Genomic DNA, 22097 nt, shown 5'->3' on the forward strand with positions numbered 1-22097 from the left:
CATGTGGGTGATAGGAAACAAGAGTATGAATGACGGTGTGCAGAAGTGGAACAGGGCGTGTTGAAGTTGGGAAACACGCCCTGTTTTTGGCATGATGCTGCTTTTAACGGCATTATGGGTACTGCTTCAGAATCCGGGCTCTATTTGATTCCTATAGGTCCGGATCTGCTGCAGCCGTTGTTTGACAGGGGCTTCGGCTCCTTCTTCGGTAGGATGGTAATAGGTCGTGCCTACAAGGCTGCCAGGCATGCACTGCATGTCGGTCAGCTTATCGGCAGTATCATGGGCGTATTGATAGCCGTCTCCGTAGCGCAGGTCTTTCATCAGCGCGGTCGGCGCATTGCGCAGCTGGAGCGGCACCGGCTCCGCCAGACGTTCCTGGGCATCCCCGCGGCATGTCTCATAAGCGACATACAGGGAATTGGACTTCGGAGCCATGGACAGGTAGGTTACGACATGGGTGAGGTGGACATTACACTCCGGCATCCCCAGAAAATGGCAGGCCTGATAGCCCGCCACGGCCAGAGGCAGGGCCTGGCTGTCCGCCATGCCCACGTCCTCGCTGGCAAAGCGCACGAGCCGCCGGGCGACATAGAGCGGATCCTCTCCGGCCTCCAGCATCCGGGCCAGCCAGTATATGGCTGCGTCCGGGTCGCTGTTGCGCATCGATTTGTGGAGGGCCGATATGAGATTATAATGCTCCTCTCCATTCTTATCGTAGAGCAGTGATTTTCTGCTGATACATTGCTCGATGGATGTCTTCGTAACAAGCGTCTTTTCAGGGGTGATTTCCCCGTTGAGGACAGCCATCTCCAGCGTATTCAGAGCAGTGCGCGCATCTCCGTTGGCAAAGCCTGCTATCATACGCAGGGAGTCTTCAGAGATATCAACGTTCAGATTCCCGAATCCGGACGGAGAGGCGAGAGCATGGCGGAGCAGGTGAAGCAGATCGTCCTCTGACAAGGCGTGGAGCACGAACACCTTGCATCTGGACAGGAGAGCGGCATTGATTTCGAAAGAAGGATTTTCCGTCGTTGCCCCGATGAGGATGATGCTGCCCTTCTCCACATACGGCAGAAACGCATCCTGCTGGGCTTTGTTGAAACGATGGATCTCATCCACAAAGACGAGGGTGCGGATGCCGGCATGCCGGTCCTTTTCCGCCTTGGCCATCACTTCCTTGATTTCCTTTATGCAGCTGGTGACAGCGCTGAAATCGATAAAATCCGCTTTCGTCCTTCCTGCGATGATACGGGCCAGCGTCGTCTTACCGACACCCGGAGGTCCCCAGAATATCATGGAAGATATCTGGTCCTTGTCGATGAGCTGCCTCAGCAGCTTTCCGGGGCCGAGCAGATGCTCCTGTCCGGCGAATGCATCAAGGCTCCCGGGGCGGAGGCGGCTGGCAAGCGGGGTGACTGCCCGTTCATTATCAAAAAGTGAAATCTGTTCCATCATACTGGCGGCTCCTTATCTACATGATAAATCTATATTATCTATTATACCAAACATACGTTCAGAATGGAATAGGAATTGGGAAAAAAGATATGGGATGTTTGCAGTTGATACAAAGTCTCTGTATAATAGTAATATCGAACCATAATGAGCAGAAAGGGGAAGCATGAACAGAATGATACGTTATCTGGCAGGTATCGCCGCCCTGCTGCTCTGCCTGCTGGCCGGAGGCTGCGGCAGTCCGGCAACGGGCAGTACGTCCGGCGGCGGAAACGGTCAGGAGACAGGAAGAAGGAATGAGACGGTCACGGTAGAGGAAGCCGGCACATATACTTCAAAAGCAGAGGTTGCGGCTTATATCCATACCTATGGCCGGCTTCCGGATAACTTCATCACGAAGAAGGAGGCTAAAGCGTTTGGATGGGACAGCAAAAAAGGGAATCTGGGCGAAGCTGCACCGGGGAAAAGTATCGGAGGGGATCATTTTGGCAATTATGAAAGCTTTGAGTTATTATACGAAGAAGAATGACAGGAGGGTTAAGATGAAAGAAGTTACACTGGACGCGGGCAGACTCTGCCAGAAGGAAGAGGCTCATGCATACCTGAAAGAGCGGCTTGGGCTCCCGGACTATTACGGTGCAAATCTGGATGCACTCTACGACTGCCTCACAGAATTAGACGGTCTGAGAGTTATCATATATAACAGAACTGACATCGGATGCTACGTATCAAAAATAATAGAAGTAATGCAGGATGCAGATGTAGAAGTCGAATTGCGTTAATACGCCGGTAATGTTATAATGATTGCAAATATTTAAGTGCGGACCGGTCTTGCCATCCAAGCGGAGAGATTAATGGCGGGGCATCTGCACACAGAGCGGAAAGGGGCACATTATGAAAGTCCAGATATGTATCGGAAGTTCCTGCCATCTGCGCGGGTCGGAGGCGATTGTAAAGACATTTGGCAGGCTTCTCAAAGAAGAGCAGATGGATGCACAGGTAGAGTTGTGCGGTTCCTTTTGCATGGGAGCCTGTTCCAAAGGGGTAAGCGTGAAGATTGGAGAAGATATCTACCATGTGAAACCGGAAGATGCAGAAGATTTCTTCCATGAAGTCATTCAGAAGGAGGCGGCCAGGTGAGGGTAATTGATTTTAAAGATGCAAGCTGCAGACACTGTTATAAATGTGTGCGTAACTGCGAGGTAAAAGCCATATCCGTACAGAATGAGCAGGCGCATATAATGAAAGACCACTGCATCAACTGTGGACACTGCCTCGAAGTCTGTCCGCAGAATGCCAAGACATTTGCCAGTGATATGGAACGGGTAAAAGGGTATCTGAAGCAGGGGATGAAGACGGTCATATCCATAGCTCCTTCCTATCTTGGCGTCTTGGAATATGGAAAGCCGGGACAGGTGGTAGACGCACTGCTGAAGCTCGGGTTTTATGAAGTGCGCGAGACGGCTGAAGGGGCAGCCCTTGTGACTCAGGAGTACAGAAAGCTGCTGAAGGACGGTAAGATGAAGAATATCATCACGACGTGCTGTCCGAGCGTGAATGACCTGATCGAGAAGTATTACCCGACTCTGACTTCTCAGATGGCACCGGTCGTGTCACCGATGATTGCCCACGGACGTCTCATCAAAAGCATATACGGGGACGACACGAAGGTCGTATTTCTCGGGCCGTGCATCGCCAAGAAGGAAGAGGCGATTGGGGACAAGAGGGTCATCGGAGCGATTGATGCCATCCTTACATTTGAAGAGATTACAAAGTGGTGGAAGGCCGAGGGCATTGACGTATCAGCATGTGAGAACAGGCCGGTTGGGAATCCGGATCCAAGGGTAAACAAACTCTACCCTGTCGGGGGAGGGATTGTCAAGTCTATACTGGCAGATTCTGTGGAAGACAATTATTATAAGGTGTATGTAGACGGCCTGAAGCCTTGCATGGAGTTGTTTGAGGAGCTTGCCAGAGGTGAGGTGGAAGACTGCTTTTTTGAAGTAAATGTCTGCGAAGGGGGATGCATCAAAGGTCCGGCTTCCGATAAATGGCAGCAGACCGTCATCAAGGCGAAGATGAATGTGGAAGACCAGGTCGGGCACAGAGAGCCCGCGGAAGGGATTGCCTGTAATAGCATTTCCATGGAAAAGGAATTTCATGACCGCCACGTTGCGGACAAGACGCCCGATGGTAACGAGATGCGGGAAGTTCTGAAGGCTATGGGTAAATATACGGCTGAGGATGAGCTGAACTGCGGGGCTTGCGGTTATCCTACATGCCGGGCCAAGGCGGTTGCCGTGTATCAGAGAAAGGCAGAGATAGGAATGTGCCTGCCTCACGCGCTGGAACAGGCGGAGTCTATGTCTAACGTCGTCATGGATGTGACGCCGAGCATGATTCTTATCGTGGATAAGGACATGCGTATAAGGGAATGCAACAAGAAAGCGCAGGAGATGCTTGATGTTTCCCGGGAAGAAGCTCTGGAGCGGTACATATTCGAGTTCCTGGATGACAGGGACATATCAGAAGTGCTCCGAACGAGACGGCAGGTCATACATAAGAAGGTAGGGCTTGAGTCTATCGGAATGACGGTCGTAGAGTCCATCATTTATATCGAGAGCCTGGAATCCGTCCTTGTGACATACCAGGATATCACGAAGGAAGAAAAAGCGAAGGAGCAGCACTATAATTTGAAGATAGAGACGGTGGAGATGGCACAGAGGGTCATTGACAAACAGATGATGGTCGCGCAGGAGATTGCGGGCCTGCTCGGGGAAACGACGGCAGAGACGAAGGTGACGCTTTCCAAGCTAAGGGATTCTATTCTTTTTGAAGAAGAAGGAGAGTAGTATGAATGTAAGTGTAGATGTGGCATGGAAGAGCCTGAACAAGCACGGAGAAGAGCTGTGCGGTGATAAGGTGGAAGTGCTCAAGACCGAAGATTCTGAGATTGTGATTCTGGCCGATGGCATGGGAAGCGGTGTCAAAGCCAATATCCTCGCTACGCTAACATCCAAGATACTGGCCACCATGTATCTGGAGGGTGCGGCGATTGAGGATTGTGTGGAGACGATTGCGAAGACGCTGCCGGTCTGTAAAGTGCGGGAAGTGGCATATGCAACATTCAGCATACTGCAGATATTCCACAATGGAGATGCGTATCTCGTGGAGTTTGACAATCCGTCCTGCGTGTTCGTAAGAGACGGCAAGGTAGTAGACTATCCGTACGAAGAGCGGGTCATTGAAGACAAGGTAATCCATCTGTACAGATTCAAGGTTCAGCTGAACGACTGCTTTGTACTCATGAGCGACGGCGTCATCTATGCCGGCGTGGGGGAGTTGCTGAACTTTGGCTGGACATGGGACAGCATGGCGGAGTACACGCTGAAATGTACGAAAGAGACGCTTTCTGCTTCCCGGCTGGCAGCCATGCTCAGCAAAGCATGCGACGACCTGTACGGACAGAAACCGGGAGATGATACGACAGTTGCCGTAACCCGGGTAATCGAGCGACGTATCTTAAATCTGTTTACCGGCCCGCCGACGCAAAAAGAAGACGATGAGCGGGTGGTGAAGGACTTCATGCGCGGCGAGGGGAAGAAAGTAGTATGCGGCGGGACGAGCGCCAATATCGTTGCAAGAATCCTGCGCAAAGATATCGTCACTTCTTTGAACTACGCAGATCCGAACGTGCCGCCGACGGCAGCCATCGAAGGGCTGGATCTTGTGACGGAAGGGGTGCTGACGCTTGGGAAAGCGCTGAACCTTCTGAGGCGTTACGAACAGGACGAATTTGACGAGGCGTTCTTTGATGAGCTCGATGCGGAGAACGGAGCAGCCAAGCTGGCGAAACTGGTGATAGAAGAGTGTACGGAACTGAACCTGTTTGTAGGTAAAGCGGTCAACACGGCACATCAGAATTCCAACCTGCCGTTTGACCTGAGCATCCGCATGAATCTTGTAGACCAGCTGAAAGAATGTGCAGAGCATATCGGGAAAAATGTAAATGTCAGATATTATTAAGAGTATATGCAGGGACAGGGCGCAGTGGGCGTTCCTGTCCCTGTCTGCATGTGTAACATTTTCCGTATTCATACGTGTATATGTTAAAGGGGGTGATAAAGTGGAAAAAGATCTGCTTGAACAAGTGTATATGAAGTATATGAAACCGGTATATCTCTATCTTTTTTCCCTTTGTCACAGCCGGGAAACAGCCGAAGACCTGACGCAGGAGACGTTCCTGAAGGCCCTTTGCTCCCTCGAACAGGCAGAGCTGGTGCTTCCGTGGCTGCTTAAGGTAGCTAGAAATCTGTATATAGACCTGTGGAGAAGAGACCGCAGATTTGATGCCATAGAGGAGATGGCAATGACTGACGAGGCGGAAGAAGTGCTGGAACTGCTTATACAAAAGGAGCAGAACCGGAGATTATACGAGATGATCCTCCGGCTGGGCAGACGAGAACGGGAAGCGGTCGTGTTATATTACTTTGCCGGCCTTTCACAGGAAGAAATCAGCCGGCAGCTTGGAACAGGACATGGCAATACCCGGGTCATCCTTCACAGGTCCAAGCGAAAGCTTAAGAAGATGCTGGAAGAAACCGACGGGCGGCGTGCAGACGAAACGGATTCAGAAAGAAGGTGTGGCAGGTGAATTATGAAGAACGGTTCAGAAAATATGTAAAAGGAGAGATAGGGGAAGAGGAGAAAGCCCGGATAGAGGAAGACTTGAATAAGACAAGAGTGCTGCTGGAATATCTGGACAGCAGTATGGATGAGACGTTGTATGCTGAAGAAGAGGGGCCTGCCGGAGAGGAAAATAACGGAAGGGCAGAAAAGGGATGGGCTTACAATGAAATGGGCTGCAGGATATCCCGCGCGGTAAACAGAAAGCTGCGGCACTATGCGGTGATGACAGGTGCGGTCGTGCTGCTGCTCGTATTTATGGCTATCCATGCCTTGTCTCCTGTTATGGATGCCATATATTATAACCCATCCAGTCCCAGAGAATCACAGCCCCCTCTTGATTTGAACATGGCGGTATATATGGAACTGATGTGCGGGGACAAAGGGTTCGCCTCCGTCAACGTACGCCCGGAGGGGTACGGAAGGCATTCCCTGGACGTACAGACGCAGATAAACGGCCGGATAAGCCATCATTATCTGGAACTGAATAAGAACCATCTCTACTGGACGGATATGAGCTGGAACCGGCCGGATCTTCCCGAAAATGCATTTACCTACTCTGTGGAAGACAGGGAGACATTCGCCGGAACGACAGCAGAGGAAGCTGCCGTAAAACTTCGCGGCTTGTCAGAATCTATGGTGGTTCGCGCTGCTCTGTCCTTCAAAGAGACAAAAGATACGGAGCAGTTTGCAGCGTTCATGAAAAAATACAGCGGAGAATATCTCTATGTTCCTTTCGAGACATATGAGGATCAGAAAGGAACCATGTCCGGCTACATGGGATACAGGCCGGATGCCGCAGGCTATATAAGGACAGACAGCTATGACCGGAAAAGATACCCATACTTGGATCTGGCACAGTACGAAGAGGAGGGAGAGATAGACGCTGATGTACTGACGCAGCATGTCACCTCTATGCTGGCTTACATGAAAGATAACGAAGCGTTCGGACAGATATTCGCATCAGCCGTACCTGGGGAGAACGTGTTCGACAGACAGCAGTATGAAGGTGCGCTGGATTACGTGCAGAAGAATGGGGTAAACGGATATGGCGTGGTGGTAAATGCCGGCAGGGATGGGCTGCTGCAAATGCTGTCAGATCCAGATGTAGACGGTATATACCTTATAGACGCTCAGCTAAAATTGTGAAAATTATGTGAATAGGGACGTAACCTTTTTGAATTTAGTTACGTCCCCAATTGACTTTTGACCTGTACCCGATTGATAAGGCAGCGGAATTTAGTGAAGACTCTCGATTGTCTCCCAGAAGGTGGGATAGGATACATCTACGCATTGGCTGTTATGAATCTGGGTCTCGCCTTCCGCCGATAAGCCTGCAACGGCAAAGGACATGGCGATGCGGTGGTCCATATGGCTTTCGATGGATGCCCCCTTTAACACGCGTCCCCCTTCTATCACCATGCCGTCTTCTGTCGGGGTGATATGTGCGCCCATGGCGCGAAGATTTTCAGTAACGGTTTGGATACGGTCTGTCTCCTTGACTTTAAGTTCAGCCGCATCGCGGATAACAGTAGTCCCTTCGGCGCATGCAGCCATGACGGCGATGACAGGAATCTCATCGATGAGTGACGGGATAAGATCTCCTTCTATAACGGTTCCATGGAGCCGACTTGGCTTTACAAGGATGTCCGCGCGCGGTTCACCACTCTGTATGGTTTCGTTTTTAAGGGTGATATCTGCCCCCATGTTCTGGCATGCTTTCAGGAAGCCGGCTCTTGTAAAGTTGATCCCCACATTTTTAATTAGTAGTTCGGAGCCTGGTACGGTGAGCCCGGCTGCAATAAAATATGCCGCGGAAGAGATGTCTCCAGGAACATCAATCTGCTGGCCGTACAGCTCCCGGCAAGGCGCTACCGTGGCGGTGGCACGTCCGTCCGGATGCATCGTCGCTGTCAGAGCGGCACCGAAGCTTTGGAGCATTAGTTCCGTATGGTTCCGTGAAAGAGCTGGTTCTGTGACAGAAGTCTCGCTGTCAGCATATAAACCTGCCAGCAGGACAGCGGACTTTACCTGTGCAGATGCCACGGGGGATTCATAGTGGATGCCGTGTATAGTTCCCGGCTCAATTTTCAGCGGCGCACAGCCACTGCCATTCACACTTGTGACCGCGGCGCCCATGTTCCCGAGAGGAGTTATGATACGTCCCATAGGACGAGAATTTAATGATTCATCGCCGGACAAGACGGATGTAAAAGTCTGGCCACAGAGGATACCGGATAGGAGGCGGGTAGTCGTGCCGCTGTTTCCTACATCTAATACCCCATCAGGAGCGCACAGGCCTCTGAGACCTTTTCCATGTACAAGAATGCTTTTGGGCTTTTGTTCAATCTCCACGCCCATTTTCCGGAAGCAACCGATGGTTGCCAGACAATCCGCGCCTTCAAGAAAATGGGTGATTTCCGTCGTTCCAAGTGCTATGGATCCAAGCATGACGGCACGGTGGGAAATGGACTTGTCGCCGGGAACATTTACAGTTCCTCTCAGCCCTGAAGCTTTGCTAATATACTTAACGCTCATATACGATATACCTGAATTTCTGCAGTAAATCCGCCGCTCTTGAGGATGAGACCCCATCGTAGAATTCAATGCGCAGAACCCCTTCTTCAAATTCTCTGTTGTGTACGATTCCTATATTTTTAATATTCAGATTGTTGGAGGCCAGTATGGTAGCGATAGCAGCGATACCGCCGGCCTCATCTATAATGTCGCAATATACGGCGAAAGCCTTCTTGATAGGACCCGCGGAAGATTCAGGTATAGAATTGCGGTAGCTGCGGGAGCTATCGAACAGATGATAAAGCCCTCGCTCATCACCCGCATCCACAATTCTTTTGGCCTCTTGTAGCGTTGCTATATATTCCTCCAGAATTTCGGAGATATTCTCCCTATTCTTCAGACAGATATGCTGCCACATAGTAGGGGAAGATGAAGCTATCCGTGTTATATCTTTGAACCCGCCGGCAGCCAGCTGTTTCATCATCTCCCCTTCCGTATCCGTATCCCTCACAAAGTTTACGAGGCTGGAGGCGATGATGTGTGGCAGATGGCTGATTGTACCGGTGACATAATCGTGTTCTCGATAGCCGAGGATGACCGGAATGGCCTTCAAGGCTTTGACAAATGCCTGGTACCTTTCTATCTTTTCCTCCGGAACCTTTGCGGACGGCGTCAGGACATAGTAAGCATTTTCGATGAGCATGGCTTTGGAGTTCACATAGCCACTTTTTTCAGATCCTGCCATCGGGTGTCCGCCGATAAAGTATTCTTCAAGCCCTAATGCTTCTACCTCCTCATGGATGTTCGTCTTAACGCTGCCTACGTCTGTCAGGATACATCCATCATCCACATATACCGCAATCTGCTTCAGATAAGCAGTATTGCAAGAGACAGGAGCGCACAGAAAAATGTAGCTGCAGCCTTTGAAATTGTCGTCAATCGAAGTCGCAGCCACATGAATCAAAGATTCCTGCGTGGCAAGGGCAAGCGTCTCCCTGTTCTTGTCAAAAGCTATGATCTCATAATCCGGGTAATACTGCCGGACGGCTTTCGCGATAGAGCCGCCGATAAGGCCAAGACCGATAAAACCAATTTTATTATACATAGGTACACACCTTTCTTCATTTAGGTACAGGTCAAAGTTCAATTTGGGACGTAACCATTTTCAAAAAGGTTACGTCCTAAATTCTATCTTTTCTTCCCTCTTTTGTCAATACTATAGTGCTTTAAAGTGGGGAAGTGGTATTTGTTGTAAAGTATGTATAAAAGAGTTGTAAAAACGTACAAGTTTTAGTACAATATATACATGAGATTCTACCAATATAAGGAGGCAGCGAATTATGAAGGTTTACAGAACGGATGAAATTAGAAACGTAGTCCTTTTGGGGCACGGAGGAAGCGGTAAGACGAGTCTTGCAGAGGCTATGGCTTATGTATCAGGAGCAACAAATCGGATGGGAAAGATATCGGATGCCAACACGATTAGTGATTTTGATAAAGAAGAACAGAAACGTAAATTTTCGATTAGTACAACCCTAGTGCCTGTCGAGTGGGAGAAGGCCAAGATTAACGTACTTGACACTCCGGGCTACTTTGACTTCGTAGGTGAAGTGGAAGAGGCGGTGAGTGCGGCGGACGCAGCAGTTATCGTAGTGTCGGGCAAAGCGGGAGTCCAGGTGGGAACGGAAAAGGCATGGCAGATGTGCGATAAATATAATCTGCCGCGCATGGTATATGTCACTGAGATGGATGTGGACGACGCCAGCTTCCGTGAAGTGGTGCAGGAGCTCACGGACAGATACGGAAAGGTGATAGCACCTCATTTTCAGCCAATCCGTGAAAATGAAAAGCTCGTAGGATATGTCAATGTCATCAAGAACGCAGGCAGGCGCTATACAGGAATCGGTGAGCGTGAAGAATGTGAGATTCCTGACTATTGTAAGCCAAACCTTGAAATATACAGGGAAAAGCTGCTAGAGGCCGTTGCCGAGACGAGTGATGAATTCATGGAGCGTTATTTCGCCGGTGAGGAATTCTCCGTGGAAGAGATTCGTGCGGCTATGAGGACAGAAGTCATGGACGGAAGCATCGTGCCGGTATCCATGGGATCCAACATCCAGGCCCAGGGCGTTGCCAATCTGCTGTCAGATATCGTAAGGTTCTTCCCAAGCCCGGCCAACAGAGAATGCGCAGGCATCAACCGCAAGACGAATGAGATATTCGAGGCCAACTATGAATTCTCCAAAGCGAAGTCAGCCTACGTATTTAAGACGATGGTGGATCCGTTCATCGGAAAGTATTCTTTCGTAAAAGTGTGCTCCGGCGTACTGAAGGGCGAAGATGTGCTCTACAATGCGGATTCGGATACGGAAGAGAAACTTGGAAAGATATATACGATGGTTGGGAACAAGCCTGTAGAGGTCACGGAAATGTTTGCAGGTGACATCGGGGCGATTGCCAAGCTTTCGAGCACAAAGACCGGAGATACTCTTTCTGCGAAAGGAACTCCTGTATTGTACGGAAGGACAGAATACTCTAAGCCATTTACATATATGAAGTATATCTGCAAGAATAAAGGAGATGAGGATAAGGTATCCCAGGCCCTCCAGAAGATGATGGCAGAGGATGTCACGCTGAAGGCTGTCAACGACAGCGAAAACCGCCAGACGCTGCTCTACGGCATGGGCGACCAGCATCTCGATATCGCGGCCAGCAAGTTAGCTGCAAGATATAAATGCGAGATCAGCCTGGATACGCCTAAGGTCGCATTCCGCGAGACGATAAAGAAGAAATCCGATGTGGATACGAAATATAAAAAGCAGTCCGGCGGCCACGGGCAATATGGCCACGTCAAGATGACGTTCGAGCCGTCCGGAGATTTGGAGACGCCGTTCGTATTCGCGGAGACGGTTGTCGGCGGAGCCGTGCCGAAGAACTACTTCCCGGCAGTGGAAAAAGGTCTGCAGGATTCTGTCGGCAAGGGCCCCCTCGCCGGTTATCCGGTAGTCGGTGTCAAGGCCACGCTGTATGATGGTTCCTACCACCCGGTAGACTCTTCTGAGATGGCGTTTAAGACGGCCACCGTGCAGGCATTTAAGAAAGGCTTCATGGAGGCCGCCCCGGTACTGCTGGAGCCAATCGCCTCGCTGAAAGTCACGGTTCCGGATGACTACACAGGTGACGTCATGGGAGATTTGAACAAGCGGCGGGGACGAGTGCTTGGCATGAACCCGATAGCCGGGGGCAGGCAGGTAATCGAGGCCGACATTCCGATGACAGGACTGTTCGGCTATTGTACGGTTCTTCGTTCCATGACAGGAGGAAGAGGTACGTATGAGTATGAATTCAGCCGTTACGAACAGGCACCTTCAGACATCCAGGAAGCCGAAGTTGCCAAGAGAGCTGCTGAGAGTGAGTAATAATTATAGAAGAAAAGCCCTTAAGGGCTTTTTTTCTTAAAACAAAAGTGCTATAATCTCTATGCTATATTGAAAACATTAGAGAATATATATGAGGAATAAAAAATGAAAATAGTAATCATAGGTGACGGTAAAGTCGGTCATAAGCTGACGTCTCAGCTGTCTGAAGAGAATTACGACATTGTGCTGATAGACCAGAATGAAGGGAAGCTGAAAGAGGCGCTCAACCAGCTTGACATCTTCTGCATCACAGGAAACGGAGCTGACGTAGAGATTCAGAGGCAGGCCGATGTTCCCCATGCAGATCTTGTCATTGCCTGTGCGTCGACAGACGAGCTCAATATGCTCAGCTGTCTGCTGGCGAAAAGGCTTGGAGCAAAACATACGATTGCCAGGGTCAGGAATCCGGTCTATTACCGGCAGATTGATCTGCTTAAGGAAGACCTTCACCTGAGCATGGCTGTAAACCCGGAACTGGCGGCAGCCAATGAGATAGCGCGGGTACTGCTTTTCCCTGAGACGAGCAAAGTCGAGACATTTATGAAGGGAAGGGTAGAACTCGTCGAATTCCCTGTCCGTGAAGAGAGCCATCTCGTGGGACTGTCACTTGCTGAAATATATCAGAAATATCAAATAAAGATTCTCGTATGTGCGGTAAAAAGAGGAACAGAAGTATTTATACCGGACGGTGACTTTGTACTTGAGAAAGGCGACAAGCTGCATATCGCGGCGGCCCATCAGGAGCTGAAATCATTTTTCTGTGCACTTGGACGGAAGACGACAAAGGTAAGAAAAGTGCTGATCTGCGGCGGCGGGCACGTGTGCTTCTACCTTGCAGGACAGCTATTGCAGGCGGGAATGCAGGTAAAGATTATAGAGAAAAATGAGAAGAGATGTGAGGTGCTCTGCGAGAATCTGCCGCGTGCGACAGTCATTCACGGCGATGCCGCAAGCCATGAGCTGCTGCTTGAAGAGGGCATCCAGAGTGCAGATGCGGTAGTTGCCCTGACCGGTATGGATGAGGAAAATATCATTATGGCGCTCTTTGCCAAGACACAGGGTGTCAGTAAGATAGTAGCAAAGGTGAATGAAGATACGAGGGCACAGATGGTAGAAGGGCTTGGGATAGACAGTATCATTTCAGCCAAAAGCGCGACTGCAGATGCTATACTTGGATACGTGAGGGCGAGAAACAATTCGGCAAGAAGCGTAAACATGGAGACGATGTACCGGCTGATCAACGGCAAGATAGAGGCGCAGGAGTTCATTATAAAAAAAGAAGGCGCGTATACGAACGTGCCGCTGAAAGATCTGCCGACGAAGCCGAATAACCTTATCGCCTGCATCGGTCGTAAAAGAAAGATTATCATTCCGGGCGGGGAAGACCATCTGGAAGTCGGAGACAGCGTGATTATCATTACAAAAGAACATGTCATCAGTGATTTGAGCGATATACTTGCATAGGGAGTCTAAAGGAAAGTTATGAATACTAAAATGATACGTTTTATATTGGCCAAGATGCTTGGTGTGGAGGCGATTCTGCTGCTCCTTCCGGCATTGGTAGGCGCTGTCTACGGGGAAAGAGATGCTCTTTATTTTCTGCCGGTATCGGCGGTTCTGCTTGTCATTTATTTCATCGCAGGGCAGCGGAAGCCTCAGAACCGTACGATTTACGGGAAAGAGGGCATGATAATCGTTGCAAGTGCCTGGATTCTCTGGTCCCTGTTCGGAGCCCTGCCCTTTACGCTGTCCGGCAGCATACCGTATTATCTGGACGCGGTGTTCGAGACGGTATCCGGCTTCACTACGACGGGTTCCTCTATATTGATAGATATAGAGGCTCTTCCCCAGTGCATGCTGTTTTGGCGGAGCTTTACACATTGGGTCGGCGGCATGGGAGTGCTCGTGTTTGTCATGGTGCTCACAAGTCTGGATAAGAACAATACGATGTACCTGATGCGTGCAGAAGTGCCGGGGCCTGAAAAGGATAAGCTCGTGCCGAAGATGATGTCCACGGCACGTATTTTATACGCGATGTATCTTGGTCTTACGCTCATAGAAGTCATACTTCTTTTATGCGGCGGTATGAACATGTTTGACAGTCTTATCCATGCATTCGGCACGGCGGGAACCGGAGGTTTCTCTAACTATGCCGCCAGCGTCGGACATTTTGAAAGTGCATATATTGATGGTGTCATCACTGTATTTATGATATTGTTTGGTATTAACTTCAACCTTTATTTCCTCTTGCTGCTCGGCGAGGCCAAATCAGTATGGAAGAATGAGGAGCTAAGGGTATATCTTGGAATCATAGCAGGTGCGATTGCCATTATAACACTGAATATCAGCGGTCAGTTTCCGAACCCGCTGAAAGCGTTCCGTTATGCTGCGTTCCAGGTAGCCTCCATCATAACGACTACCGGATATGCTACTGCTGACTATAATGGATGGCCGATGCTGTCACAGTGCATATTGCTACTGTTGATGATTATCGGCGCCTGCGCGTCCTCCACCGGGGGCGGAATCAAAGTATCCCGCTTTATGATTGTCATAAAGAGCATCAGGCGGGAAATCAAGCAGATGCTGCACCCGAAGTCTGTTAATATCATTAAGATCAACGGCAAGAAGATAGGGCCGGACGTGCTTCGGGTCGTATATATCTATCTGCTGGCATATATGGGGATTGTCGTGGGTTCCATACTGCTTGTATCCATCGACAACCTGGATTTTGGAACTACATTCAGTTCGGTTATGGCGACGCTGAATAATATCGGACCAGGTATCAATGATGTCGGCCCGGTAGGCAACTTTGCAGAATTTTCACCGCTGTCCAAGATAGTATTCTGTTTTGACATGCTGGCAGGAAGGCTTGAGATATTCCCGTTCCTGATGCTGTTTACACTGTCCGCATGGAGGAGAAAGTTCTAGAGGAGGGAATCAAGAGAAGGAGAAGTTTATGAAAAAGTCTAGGAAACTTATTATCGCAATCATTATCATACTGGCAGCAGGCCTGTATTATTATGTCTCGCTGCCGGCTATTAACATCCATTCTACCGATGTCTGGTTTTTCGTCCTGTTTCTTCTGGCGGCCGCGGCCGTGCTGTATGCAGTGCGTAAAAAGCTTGGAAGAGGGGAGCTGAAGCAGAATAAAGTGATGAAGACGCTTGGATTTCTTGTCCTTGGGGTAGGCGTGATATATCTTATAGGGGCTTTGCTGTCCTCCCCAATCATCAACGCCAAGAAGTATCAGAAGCTGATGAAGGTGGAAGAAGGAGAGTTTGCCGAAGACATAGAAGAGCTGTCCTTTGACAAGATACCACTTCTTGATAAAGATACGGCAGAACTACTCGGCGACAGGAAGATGGGAAGCATGGTAGACATGGTATCCCAGTTCGAGGCCGATGAAATATACAGTCAGATCAACTACAAAGGCAATCCGGTGCGGGTGACCCCTTTGAAATATGCAAGCATAATCAAGTGGTTCACGAACCGATCCAACGGGATACCGGCTTATATCCGTATCAACATGGCAACCCAGACTACAGAGCTGGTCAAGCTGGACGAGGGGATAAAGTACACGACGAGCGAGCATTTCAACCGGAACATATACCGCCATCTGAGGTTTGCCCACCCTACGTATATCTACGATGATTTGAGCTTTGAGATAGATGAAGAGGGGACTCCGTTCTGGATTGCTCCGGTCAAGAAGTTCAACATCGGCCTGTTCGGCGGAGAGACGGTAGGCAAGGTCGTGCTCTGCAATGCGATTACGGGCGAGACGGAGGAGTATGATATCGAAGATGTACCTCAGTGGGTTGACCGCGCCTATTCGGCAGATCTGCTCGTGGATCTGTTCGATTATTACGGAACGCTGAAACACGGTTTCTTTAACAGCGTACTCGGGCAGAAAGACTGCCTGAAGACGACAGACGGCTATAATTATCTGGCGCTGGACGATGATGTGTGGATGTATACAGGCGTCACTTCCGTGAACGGCGACCAGTCCAATGTCGGGTTCGTCCTATCGAACCAACGGACGATGGAGACGAAGTATTATAAGGTAGAAGGCGCCACGGAGACATCCGCCATGTCCTCAGCAGAAGGGCAGGTACAGAATCTGAAATATACATCCACCTTCCCCCTGCTCTTAAATATTTCAGACGAACCGACTTATTTTATGGCGCTGAAGGACGATGCCGGGCTAGTGAAAAAGTATGCCATGGTAAATGTACAGAAGTACCAGATTGTGGCTATCGGAGACAGCGTAAGCCAGTGTGAAGAGAACTATCTCGACCTGCTGCTGAGCAATGGTGTGAAAGAAGTGGAAAAAGACACGAGAGAGGTTATGACTGCCACCGGAAAGATAACGAAGATTGCCCAGGCGGTTATCGAAGGTTCGTCCCACTACTATATTATGCTGGAAGGTTCGGATGAGATATTTGATGTATCGGTAGTCGACTTTATCGACATCGTAAAATATGATGTCGGGCAGGAAGTCACGATAGAATATAAGCAAGGGGAGAAAGCCAACACGGTAATGTCTCTTGCGGAAGGCAAGGAAGAGGATAATACGAAAGCGGAGGAATAATGGAACTTAGTATATTATTGGCGCAACAGATTATCGCCCTGTTTCTGATGATGGCAGCCGGCTATGTGCTGGTGAAAGCCGGCTTGTTTGAGTCAAAGGACAGCAAGGTCCTGTCCAATATTGTAGTATATGTCTGTTCCCCCTGTGTAGTAGTGAATTCCTTTCAGATAACGCTGACAAAAGATAAGATAATGGGGCTCCTGCTGGCAGCAGCAGGAGCTGTTATCGTCCATGCCCTTCTGGTCGGCCTGACGAGGCTTGTTCAGAAGCCCTTGAACTTGAACCCTATTGAGAAGATGTCAGTTATCTATTCCAATTCGGGCAATCTGATTGTCCCGCTCGTTTCTTCCGTACTTGGCCAGGAGTGGGTATTTTATTCGACCGCATATATGGTCGTGCAGACGCTGCTGCTCTGGACACACGGCATCGGAGTCATTGACCGGGAACCGCAGAAAAATTATAAGAAAATACTTCTGAATCCTAACATCATAGCTATATTTGCAGGTGTAACCCTCTTTGCAGGCGGCGTGCGCCTACCGGTTCCGCTGCGTGACTGTATCGGAGGTTTTGCAGATATGATAGGACCGGCCAGCATGCTCGTCATTGGAATGATTATAGGTAATATCGACTTGAAATGGGTATTCCGCCAGAAGAGGCCTTACTTTATCTGCTTCATCAGGCTCGTTGCATTTCCCCTCATATTCATTGCAGTCTTCTGCTTCGCAGGGATGCAGGGGCTTCATAAAGATGCGGAGTACATACTGCTCGTGGTCCTGCTGGCAGGCTCTGCTCCGGCTGCCGCAATGGTGACACAGCTGGCTCAGATATATAATAAAGACGCGATGTACGCAAGCGTCATAAACGTAATGTCAATCATATTCTGTATCATAACGTTGCCGGCCATGACATTATTGTACGAATATTTAGTGTAATTTGTTGAAATTTTGAAAGGGGTCAGACCCCTGCCGCGGCAGGGGTCTGACCCCTTTCAAAATTCAATCAATTGCCTGACTATATTCTTCTATCTTGTTCAATACTCTTTCTTTTTCTGAACCTTCCAGCGGTACCGGACAATAATCGTTGTAACCGTTCGCGGAAGACAGTGAACATGGTATCATGTTTATAGCTTCGTCTTTCTTTACCCCGTCTTTCGTTATGGTGAATGTCTGCTGGAATATCATCGTATCCTTGTCCTCTGGATTAGAATTGCCTCCGAAGCAGAAGTTGCCCAGGCTGTAGGCGATATATCTCCCTTTGTACTTTTCTACGCCCTGCAGCACATGCGGATGATGTCCGATGACTAGGTCGGCCCCTTCGTCGATGGCCAGACGTGCCAATGCCTTCTGTGTGTCGTTCGGGACGTATTCGCGCTCGATGCCCCAGTGGAAGTTGACGATGATAAGCTGCGCGCCGGCTTCCTTCAGGGCTGCGATATTCTCCTTGACCTGCTGCTTCTTCTCCATATGCTCTGCCAGTTCATAGATGCCCGTCAGCCCGACCTTGACCCCTTTGATTTCCATGACATCCGCCCGCTCAAAGCCGAAGGTTGCGATTCCGGCGCCCTCCAGTGCTGTGATGGTATCCGTATAGCTCTTCTCGCCGTAGTCCCGGCTGTGGTTGTTGGCAAGGTTGGCCGCTTCCACCGAACTGCCGGACAGGATTGCGGCATATTCCGGCGGCCCTTTGAATGCGTACGTCTTATCTTCGCGCTGTTCCTCCGTGGTAAGCGTTCCTTCCATATTGACGATGGTCAGATCGTCCTTCTCCAGTATCGGCCGCACGTTCTGGAAAAAATAGTCGGCACCCCGGGCGTTGTAATAGGCGTTCAAGCTCGTATCAGGGTTGAAATTCACGTCCGTTCCGAGCGTACAGTCGCCGATGGAGCTGACGGTTATGGTGGTCGACTTGTCAGAGTCTTTTTTACCCTTTTTCGTATTGATGACAATATTTTTAATCTTTACTTTGGATGTGTCAGGCTTGTCTTTCTCTGCCTCAGTCTTGGCCGTCTTCTTTCTGCTGTCGGACGTACTTTTCGTAAATATGCTCTTTACGCCGGCAACGACCGCAACGCACAATATGACGGTGAAGAGGGCGCCGAGAATCAACGTCAGCTTCCGTTGCTTTCTTCGCCTGTCCCTTTTTCGTTTTGCGTCTTTAATCCCACTCATAATTTTTTTCTCTTGTAAAATGGGCAGTTCAAACCTGAACTGCCCTGCATTCCTCTATTATGTAGTTACAGATAAATATGTCTATGGAACATCAGCGCCTCCATAGGCTAGTTCAATAACGTACAGTCTGCCATGTCTATTCCGGACAGCTCATCCTTCGTAGCACTGAGACTTACGTAGAATTCAATGTCGCATTCTCTGGAAACCTTTTTCAGCCTCTCAATAAATTCCGGTACGTTGTCTAATGAAATATCCGCATGTTTTAGAAGTCCGTCGATAAACACGCATTCAATATCGTGGTTGGAACTATACATGCCATATAAAAATCCGATGTACTCATCAATATTCTCGATAGATTTGAAGTCATCCATACAGATTGTGCGGATATCAAACGCCACGCTTGCTGTATCGCGATGAGTCTTCTTAATAAATACTACATTGCCATTGCAGACTTTCACCTGGCTGTTAGCCTGTTCGATCATCTGCTGTGTCTTTCCGCTGCCTTTAGGGCCAATCAATAAATTTACCATGGGAAACACTCCTTTTTTATGTATTTGACATACGTATTTTCTTGTCTTTTATTATACATTAATTCCGCATGATAGACAACCAGAAAAGTGAAATAAATTGCGGGTAATAACTTGACACAAAAAACGCATGTGGTACAATTAGAAATAGTGTTAAAATAGGAGGAATGAACCATGAGCACACCTTATAATCATAAGGCAATAGAGAAGAAATGGCGCGAGCGATGGGGACAGGCCCCGGTGAATGTCAAAGAAGATGAGAATGGAAAACGCCAGAAGTATTATTGTCTGGACATGTTCCCATACCCGTCAGGAAACGGGCTTCATGTGGGACATTGGAGAGGATATGTGATTTCCGACGTTTGGAGCAGATATAAATTACTACAGGGGTATTATATTGTCCATCCGATGGGTTGGGACGCTTTTGGCCTTCCGGCTGAAAACTATGCTATCAAGATGGGAGTGCACCCTGCCAAATCTACGGCGGAGAATGTGGAGAACATCAAGCGCCAGATTAATGAGATTGCGGCTTTGTACGACTGGGATATGGAAGTGAACACGACAGACCCGGAATTCTATAAGTGGACACAGTGGATATTCGTGAAGATGTTCAAAGAAGGTCTGGCATATGAAAAGGAATTTCCTATCAACTGGTGTCCTTCCTGTAAGACCGGTCTCGCAAATGAAGAAGTTGTCAACGGCCAATGTGAACGTTGCGGCACAGAAGTGACGAAGAAGAATCTGCGCCAGTGGATGCTGAAGATTACAGCTTACGCGGAGCGCCTGCTGAACGACCTCGACAAGCTGGACTGGCCGGAAAAGGTCAAGAAGATGCAGGCAGACTGGATTGGCAAGTCATACGGTGCAGAAGTAGATTTCCCGGTGGATGGACGGGAAGAGAAGATTACCGTATATACGACGAGACCGGATACGCTGTATGGTGCGACGTTCATGGTACTTGCGCCGGAACATGAGCTTGCCGCAAGCCTTGCCACTCCCGAGACAAAAGATGCGGTAGAGAAATATATCTATGAAGCATCGATGAAATCGAATGTGGACCGTATGCAGGATAAGGAAAAGACCGGGGTATTTACCGGCAGCTACGCAGTCAATCCGCTCAATGGAGAGAAGACGCCTATCTGGCTGTCCGACTATGTACTTGCAGATTACGGTACAGGCGCGATCATGTGTGTTCCGGCACATGATGACCGGGACTTTGAGTTTGCGAAGAAATTTGACATACCGATTGTACAGGTCATTGCCAAGGACGGAAAAGAAATTGAGAATATGACGGAAGCCTACACGGAAGCGAATGGAACGATGATCAATTCCGGCGAGTGGAACGGTATGGAGTCCGCCGTACTGAAAAAGGAAGCTCCACATACGATAGAAGAGAGGGGAATCGGAAAAGCTACCGTAAATTACAAGCTGAGAGACTGGGTGTTTTCACGCCAGCGCTACTGGGGCGAACCGATACCTATCATCCATTGTCCGGAATGCGGTGCGGTGCCGGTACCGGAAGATGAACTTCCGCTGACTCTGCCCGACGTAGAGTCGTATGAGCCGACCGGCACGGGCGAGTCTCCGCTTGCCGGCATCGACGAGTGGGTGAACTGCACGTGTCCGGTATGCGGCAAACCGGCGAAGCGTGAGACGAACACGATGCCTCAGTGGGCAGGTTCGTCCTGGTATTTTCTCCGCTATGTGGACAACCACAACAGCGAGGCGCTCGTATCGAGGGAAAAAGCAGATGAGATGCTCCCGGTGGATATGTATATCGGTGGTGTGGAACATGCGGTTCTTCACCTGCTGTACTCCCGTTTCTATACGAAGTTCCTCTGTGACATCGGGGCCATTGATTTTGATGAGCCGTTCAAAAAGCTGTTCAACCAGGGTATGATTACCGGTAAGAACGGTATCAAAATGAGCAAGTCTAAAGGAAATGTAGTATCACCGGACGATCTGGTGAAAGATTACGGATGTGACTCTCTGAGAATGTATGAGCTCTTCGTCGGTCCCCCGGAGCTGGACGCCGAGTGGGACGACCGCGGCATCGACGGGGTGAACCGTTTCCTGAAGCGTGCCTGGAATCTCGTGATGGACAGCAGGGACAAAGACATCAAAGCGACCAGGGAAATGATAAAGGTACGTAATAAGATGGTTTATGATATTACGACGCGTCTGGACAGCTTCAGCCTTAATACTGTGATTTCCGGATTCATGGAACACAACAACAAGCTGATAGACATAGCCAGGAAGGAAGGCGGAGTAGACAAGGAGACACTGTCAACGCTGGCGGTCCTGCTTGCACCGTTCGCCCCTCATATGGGTGAGGAGCTATGGGAGCAGCTCGGACATGAGGGAAGTGTATTCCACGCCGGATGGCCGTCATATGATGCGGATGCCATGAAGGACGATGAAGTGGAAGTTCCGGTTCAGATCAACGGCAAGACAAGGGCCGTGGTCACGGTACCCGCAGATGTGTCCAAGGAAGATGCCATCGCGGCAGGCAAGGCGGCTGTGGCCGACAAGCTGACAGGTACGATTGTCAAGGAAATCTATGTGCCGAAGAAGATTATCAATATCGTACAGAAATAGCAGTTGTAAATCGTTTGGAATAGGGCAATAAAAACAGCGTTGGCAGATTAGACTGCCTGCGCTGTTTTGTCGATAGGAGGAAAATATTTTCTTGACTTTGACGCAGCGTAAACGTGTATGCTGAATTTGACCAGAGGAG

Annotated in this window: 17 protein-coding genes and 1 pseudogene; 13 read left to right on the forward strand and 5 right to left on the reverse strand. The window is 49.4% G+C overall.

From position 1 onward, the window contains the following. Positions 1 to 126 precede the first annotated feature (126 nt). The gene (locus HMPREF0980_RS01420) at positions 127 to 1455 is read right to left on the reverse strand and encodes a replication-associated recombination protein A (protein ID WP_049728284.1); all 1329 of its coding nucleotides are present in this window, start codon (positions 1453 to 1455) and stop codon (positions 127 to 129) included. Between the two features lie 307 nt (positions 1456 to 1762). On the opposite strand from HMPREF0980_RS01420, the pseudogene HMPREF0980_RS19995 reads away from it, so the two are divergent. The 7 genes and pseudogenes from HMPREF0980_RS19995 to HMPREF0980_RS01455 form a co-directional block, all read left to right on the forward strand. Continuing rightward, a pseudogene (locus HMPREF0980_RS19995) lies at positions 1763 to 1954 on the forward strand (ribonuclease domain-containing protein); the annotation flags it as partial. A gap of 43 nt (positions 1955 to 1997) precedes the next feature. After that, positions 1998 to 2237: a barstar family protein gene (locus tag HMPREF0980_RS01430; protein WP_049727378.1), complete on the forward strand. Its 240-nt coding sequence runs from the start codon at positions 1998 to 2000 to the stop codon at positions 2235 to 2237. Between the two features lie 112 nt (positions 2238 to 2349). Then, positions 2350 to 2595 (forward strand): (2Fe-2S) ferredoxin domain-containing protein, encoded by a 246-nt coding sequence (locus tag HMPREF0980_RS01435; RefSeq protein ID WP_049727379.1) that lies wholly within the window; start codon positions 2350 to 2352, stop codon positions 2593 to 2595. Then, positions 2592 to 4307, forward strand: a complete 1716-nt coding sequence (locus HMPREF0980_RS01440) for a [Fe-Fe] hydrogenase large subunit C-terminal domain-containing protein (protein ID WP_049727380.1) — start codon at positions 2592 to 2594, stop codon at positions 4305 to 4307. Before HMPREF0980_RS01435 ends, HMPREF0980_RS01440 begins: the two co-directional genes overlap by 4 nt. 1 nt (position 4308) lies before the next feature. After that, positions 4309 to 5481, forward strand: a complete 1173-nt coding sequence (locus HMPREF0980_RS01445) for a SpoIIE family protein phosphatase (protein ID WP_049727381.1) — start codon at positions 4309 to 4311, stop codon at positions 5479 to 5481. Then, positions 5465 to 6109, forward strand: a complete 645-nt coding sequence (locus tag HMPREF0980_RS01450; RefSeq protein WP_049727382.1) for an RNA polymerase sigma factor — start codon at positions 5465 to 5467, stop codon at positions 6107 to 6109. The genes HMPREF0980_RS01445 and HMPREF0980_RS01450 overlap by 17 nt, the downstream gene beginning before the upstream one ends. After that, complete coding sequence (locus tag HMPREF0980_RS01455; protein WP_049727383.1) at positions 6106 to 7290, forward strand: anti sigma factor C-terminal domain-containing protein; 1185 nt, start codon at positions 6106 to 6108, stop codon at positions 7288 to 7290. Before HMPREF0980_RS01450 ends, HMPREF0980_RS01455 begins: the two co-directional genes overlap by 4 nt. A gap of 90 nt (positions 7291 to 7380) precedes the next feature. On the opposite strand, the gene aroA is transcribed toward HMPREF0980_RS01455, so the two are convergent. Continuing rightward, a complete protein-coding gene (gene aroA / locus HMPREF0980_RS01460; protein ID WP_049727384.1) occupies positions 7381 to 8679 on the reverse strand; it encodes a 3-phosphoshikimate 1-carboxyvinyltransferase in 1299 nt (432 codons plus the stop codon). Further along, positions 8669 to 9763: a prephenate dehydrogenase gene (locus tag HMPREF0980_RS01465; RefSeq protein ID WP_049727385.1), complete on the reverse strand. Its 1095-nt coding sequence runs from the start codon at positions 9761 to 9763 to the stop codon at positions 8669 to 8671. Before HMPREF0980_RS01465 ends, aroA begins: the two co-directional genes overlap by 11 nt. A 235-nt stretch (positions 9764 to 9998) precedes the next feature. Between HMPREF0980_RS01465 and HMPREF0980_RS01470 the strand changes: the two genes are divergently transcribed. The 5 genes from HMPREF0980_RS01470 (at position 9999) to HMPREF0980_RS01490 (ending at position 17597) form a co-directional block, all read left to right on the forward strand. Then, the gene (locus HMPREF0980_RS01470) at positions 9999 to 12077 is read left to right on the forward strand and encodes an elongation factor G (RefSeq protein ID WP_049727386.1); all 2079 of its coding nucleotides are present in this window, start codon (positions 9999 to 10001) and stop codon (positions 12075 to 12077) included. A 105-nt stretch (positions 12078 to 12182) separates the two neighbouring features. Further along, a complete protein-coding gene (gene trkA, locus HMPREF0980_RS01475; RefSeq protein WP_049727387.1) occupies positions 12183 to 13541 on the forward strand; it encodes a Trk system potassium transporter TrkA in 1359 nt (452 codons plus the stop codon). An 18-nt stretch (positions 13542 to 13559) separates the two neighbouring features. Then, the gene (locus HMPREF0980_RS01480) at positions 13560 to 15005 is read left to right on the forward strand and encodes a TrkH family potassium uptake protein (RefSeq protein ID WP_049727388.1); all 1446 of its coding nucleotides are present in this window, start codon (positions 13560 to 13562) and stop codon (positions 15003 to 15005) included. A gap of 28 nt (positions 15006 to 15033) precedes the next feature. Then, positions 15034 to 16665, forward strand: a complete 1632-nt coding sequence (locus HMPREF0980_RS01485) for a hypothetical protein (RefSeq protein ID WP_049727389.1) — start codon at positions 15034 to 15036, stop codon at positions 16663 to 16665. Next, complete coding sequence (locus HMPREF0980_RS01490) at positions 16665 to 17597, forward strand: AEC family transporter (protein WP_049727390.1); 933 nt, start codon at positions 16665 to 16667, stop codon at positions 17595 to 17597. Before HMPREF0980_RS01485 ends, HMPREF0980_RS01490 begins: the two co-directional genes overlap by 1 nt. A gap of 63 nt (positions 17598 to 17660) precedes the next feature. On the opposite strand, the gene HMPREF0980_RS01495 is transcribed toward HMPREF0980_RS01490, so the two are convergent. Both HMPREF0980_RS01495 and HMPREF0980_RS01500 read right to left on the reverse strand, forming a co-directional pair. Beyond that, positions 17661 to 18833: a CapA family protein gene (locus HMPREF0980_RS01495; RefSeq protein ID WP_049727391.1), complete on the reverse strand. Its 1173-nt coding sequence runs from the start codon at positions 18831 to 18833 to the stop codon at positions 17661 to 17663. A 107-nt stretch (positions 18834 to 18940) separates the two neighbouring features. Beyond that, a complete protein-coding gene (locus HMPREF0980_RS01500; RefSeq protein WP_049727392.1) occupies positions 18941 to 19363 on the reverse strand; it encodes a hypothetical protein in 423 nt (140 codons plus the stop codon). Between the two features lie 171 nt (positions 19364 to 19534). Here HMPREF0980_RS01500 and leuS point away from each other — a divergent pair, with 171 nt between their 5' ends. Next, positions 19535 to 21958, forward strand: a complete 2424-nt coding sequence (gene leuS, locus HMPREF0980_RS01505; protein WP_049727393.1) for a leucine--tRNA ligase — start codon at positions 19535 to 19537, stop codon at positions 21956 to 21958. The last annotated feature ends 139 nt before the right edge of the window (positions 21959 to 22097 follow it).

It is taken from the genome of Dorea sp. D27 (assembly GCF_001185345.1).
Taxonomy (GTDB): Bacteria; Bacillota; Clostridia; order Lachnospirales; family Lachnospiraceae; genus Extibacter.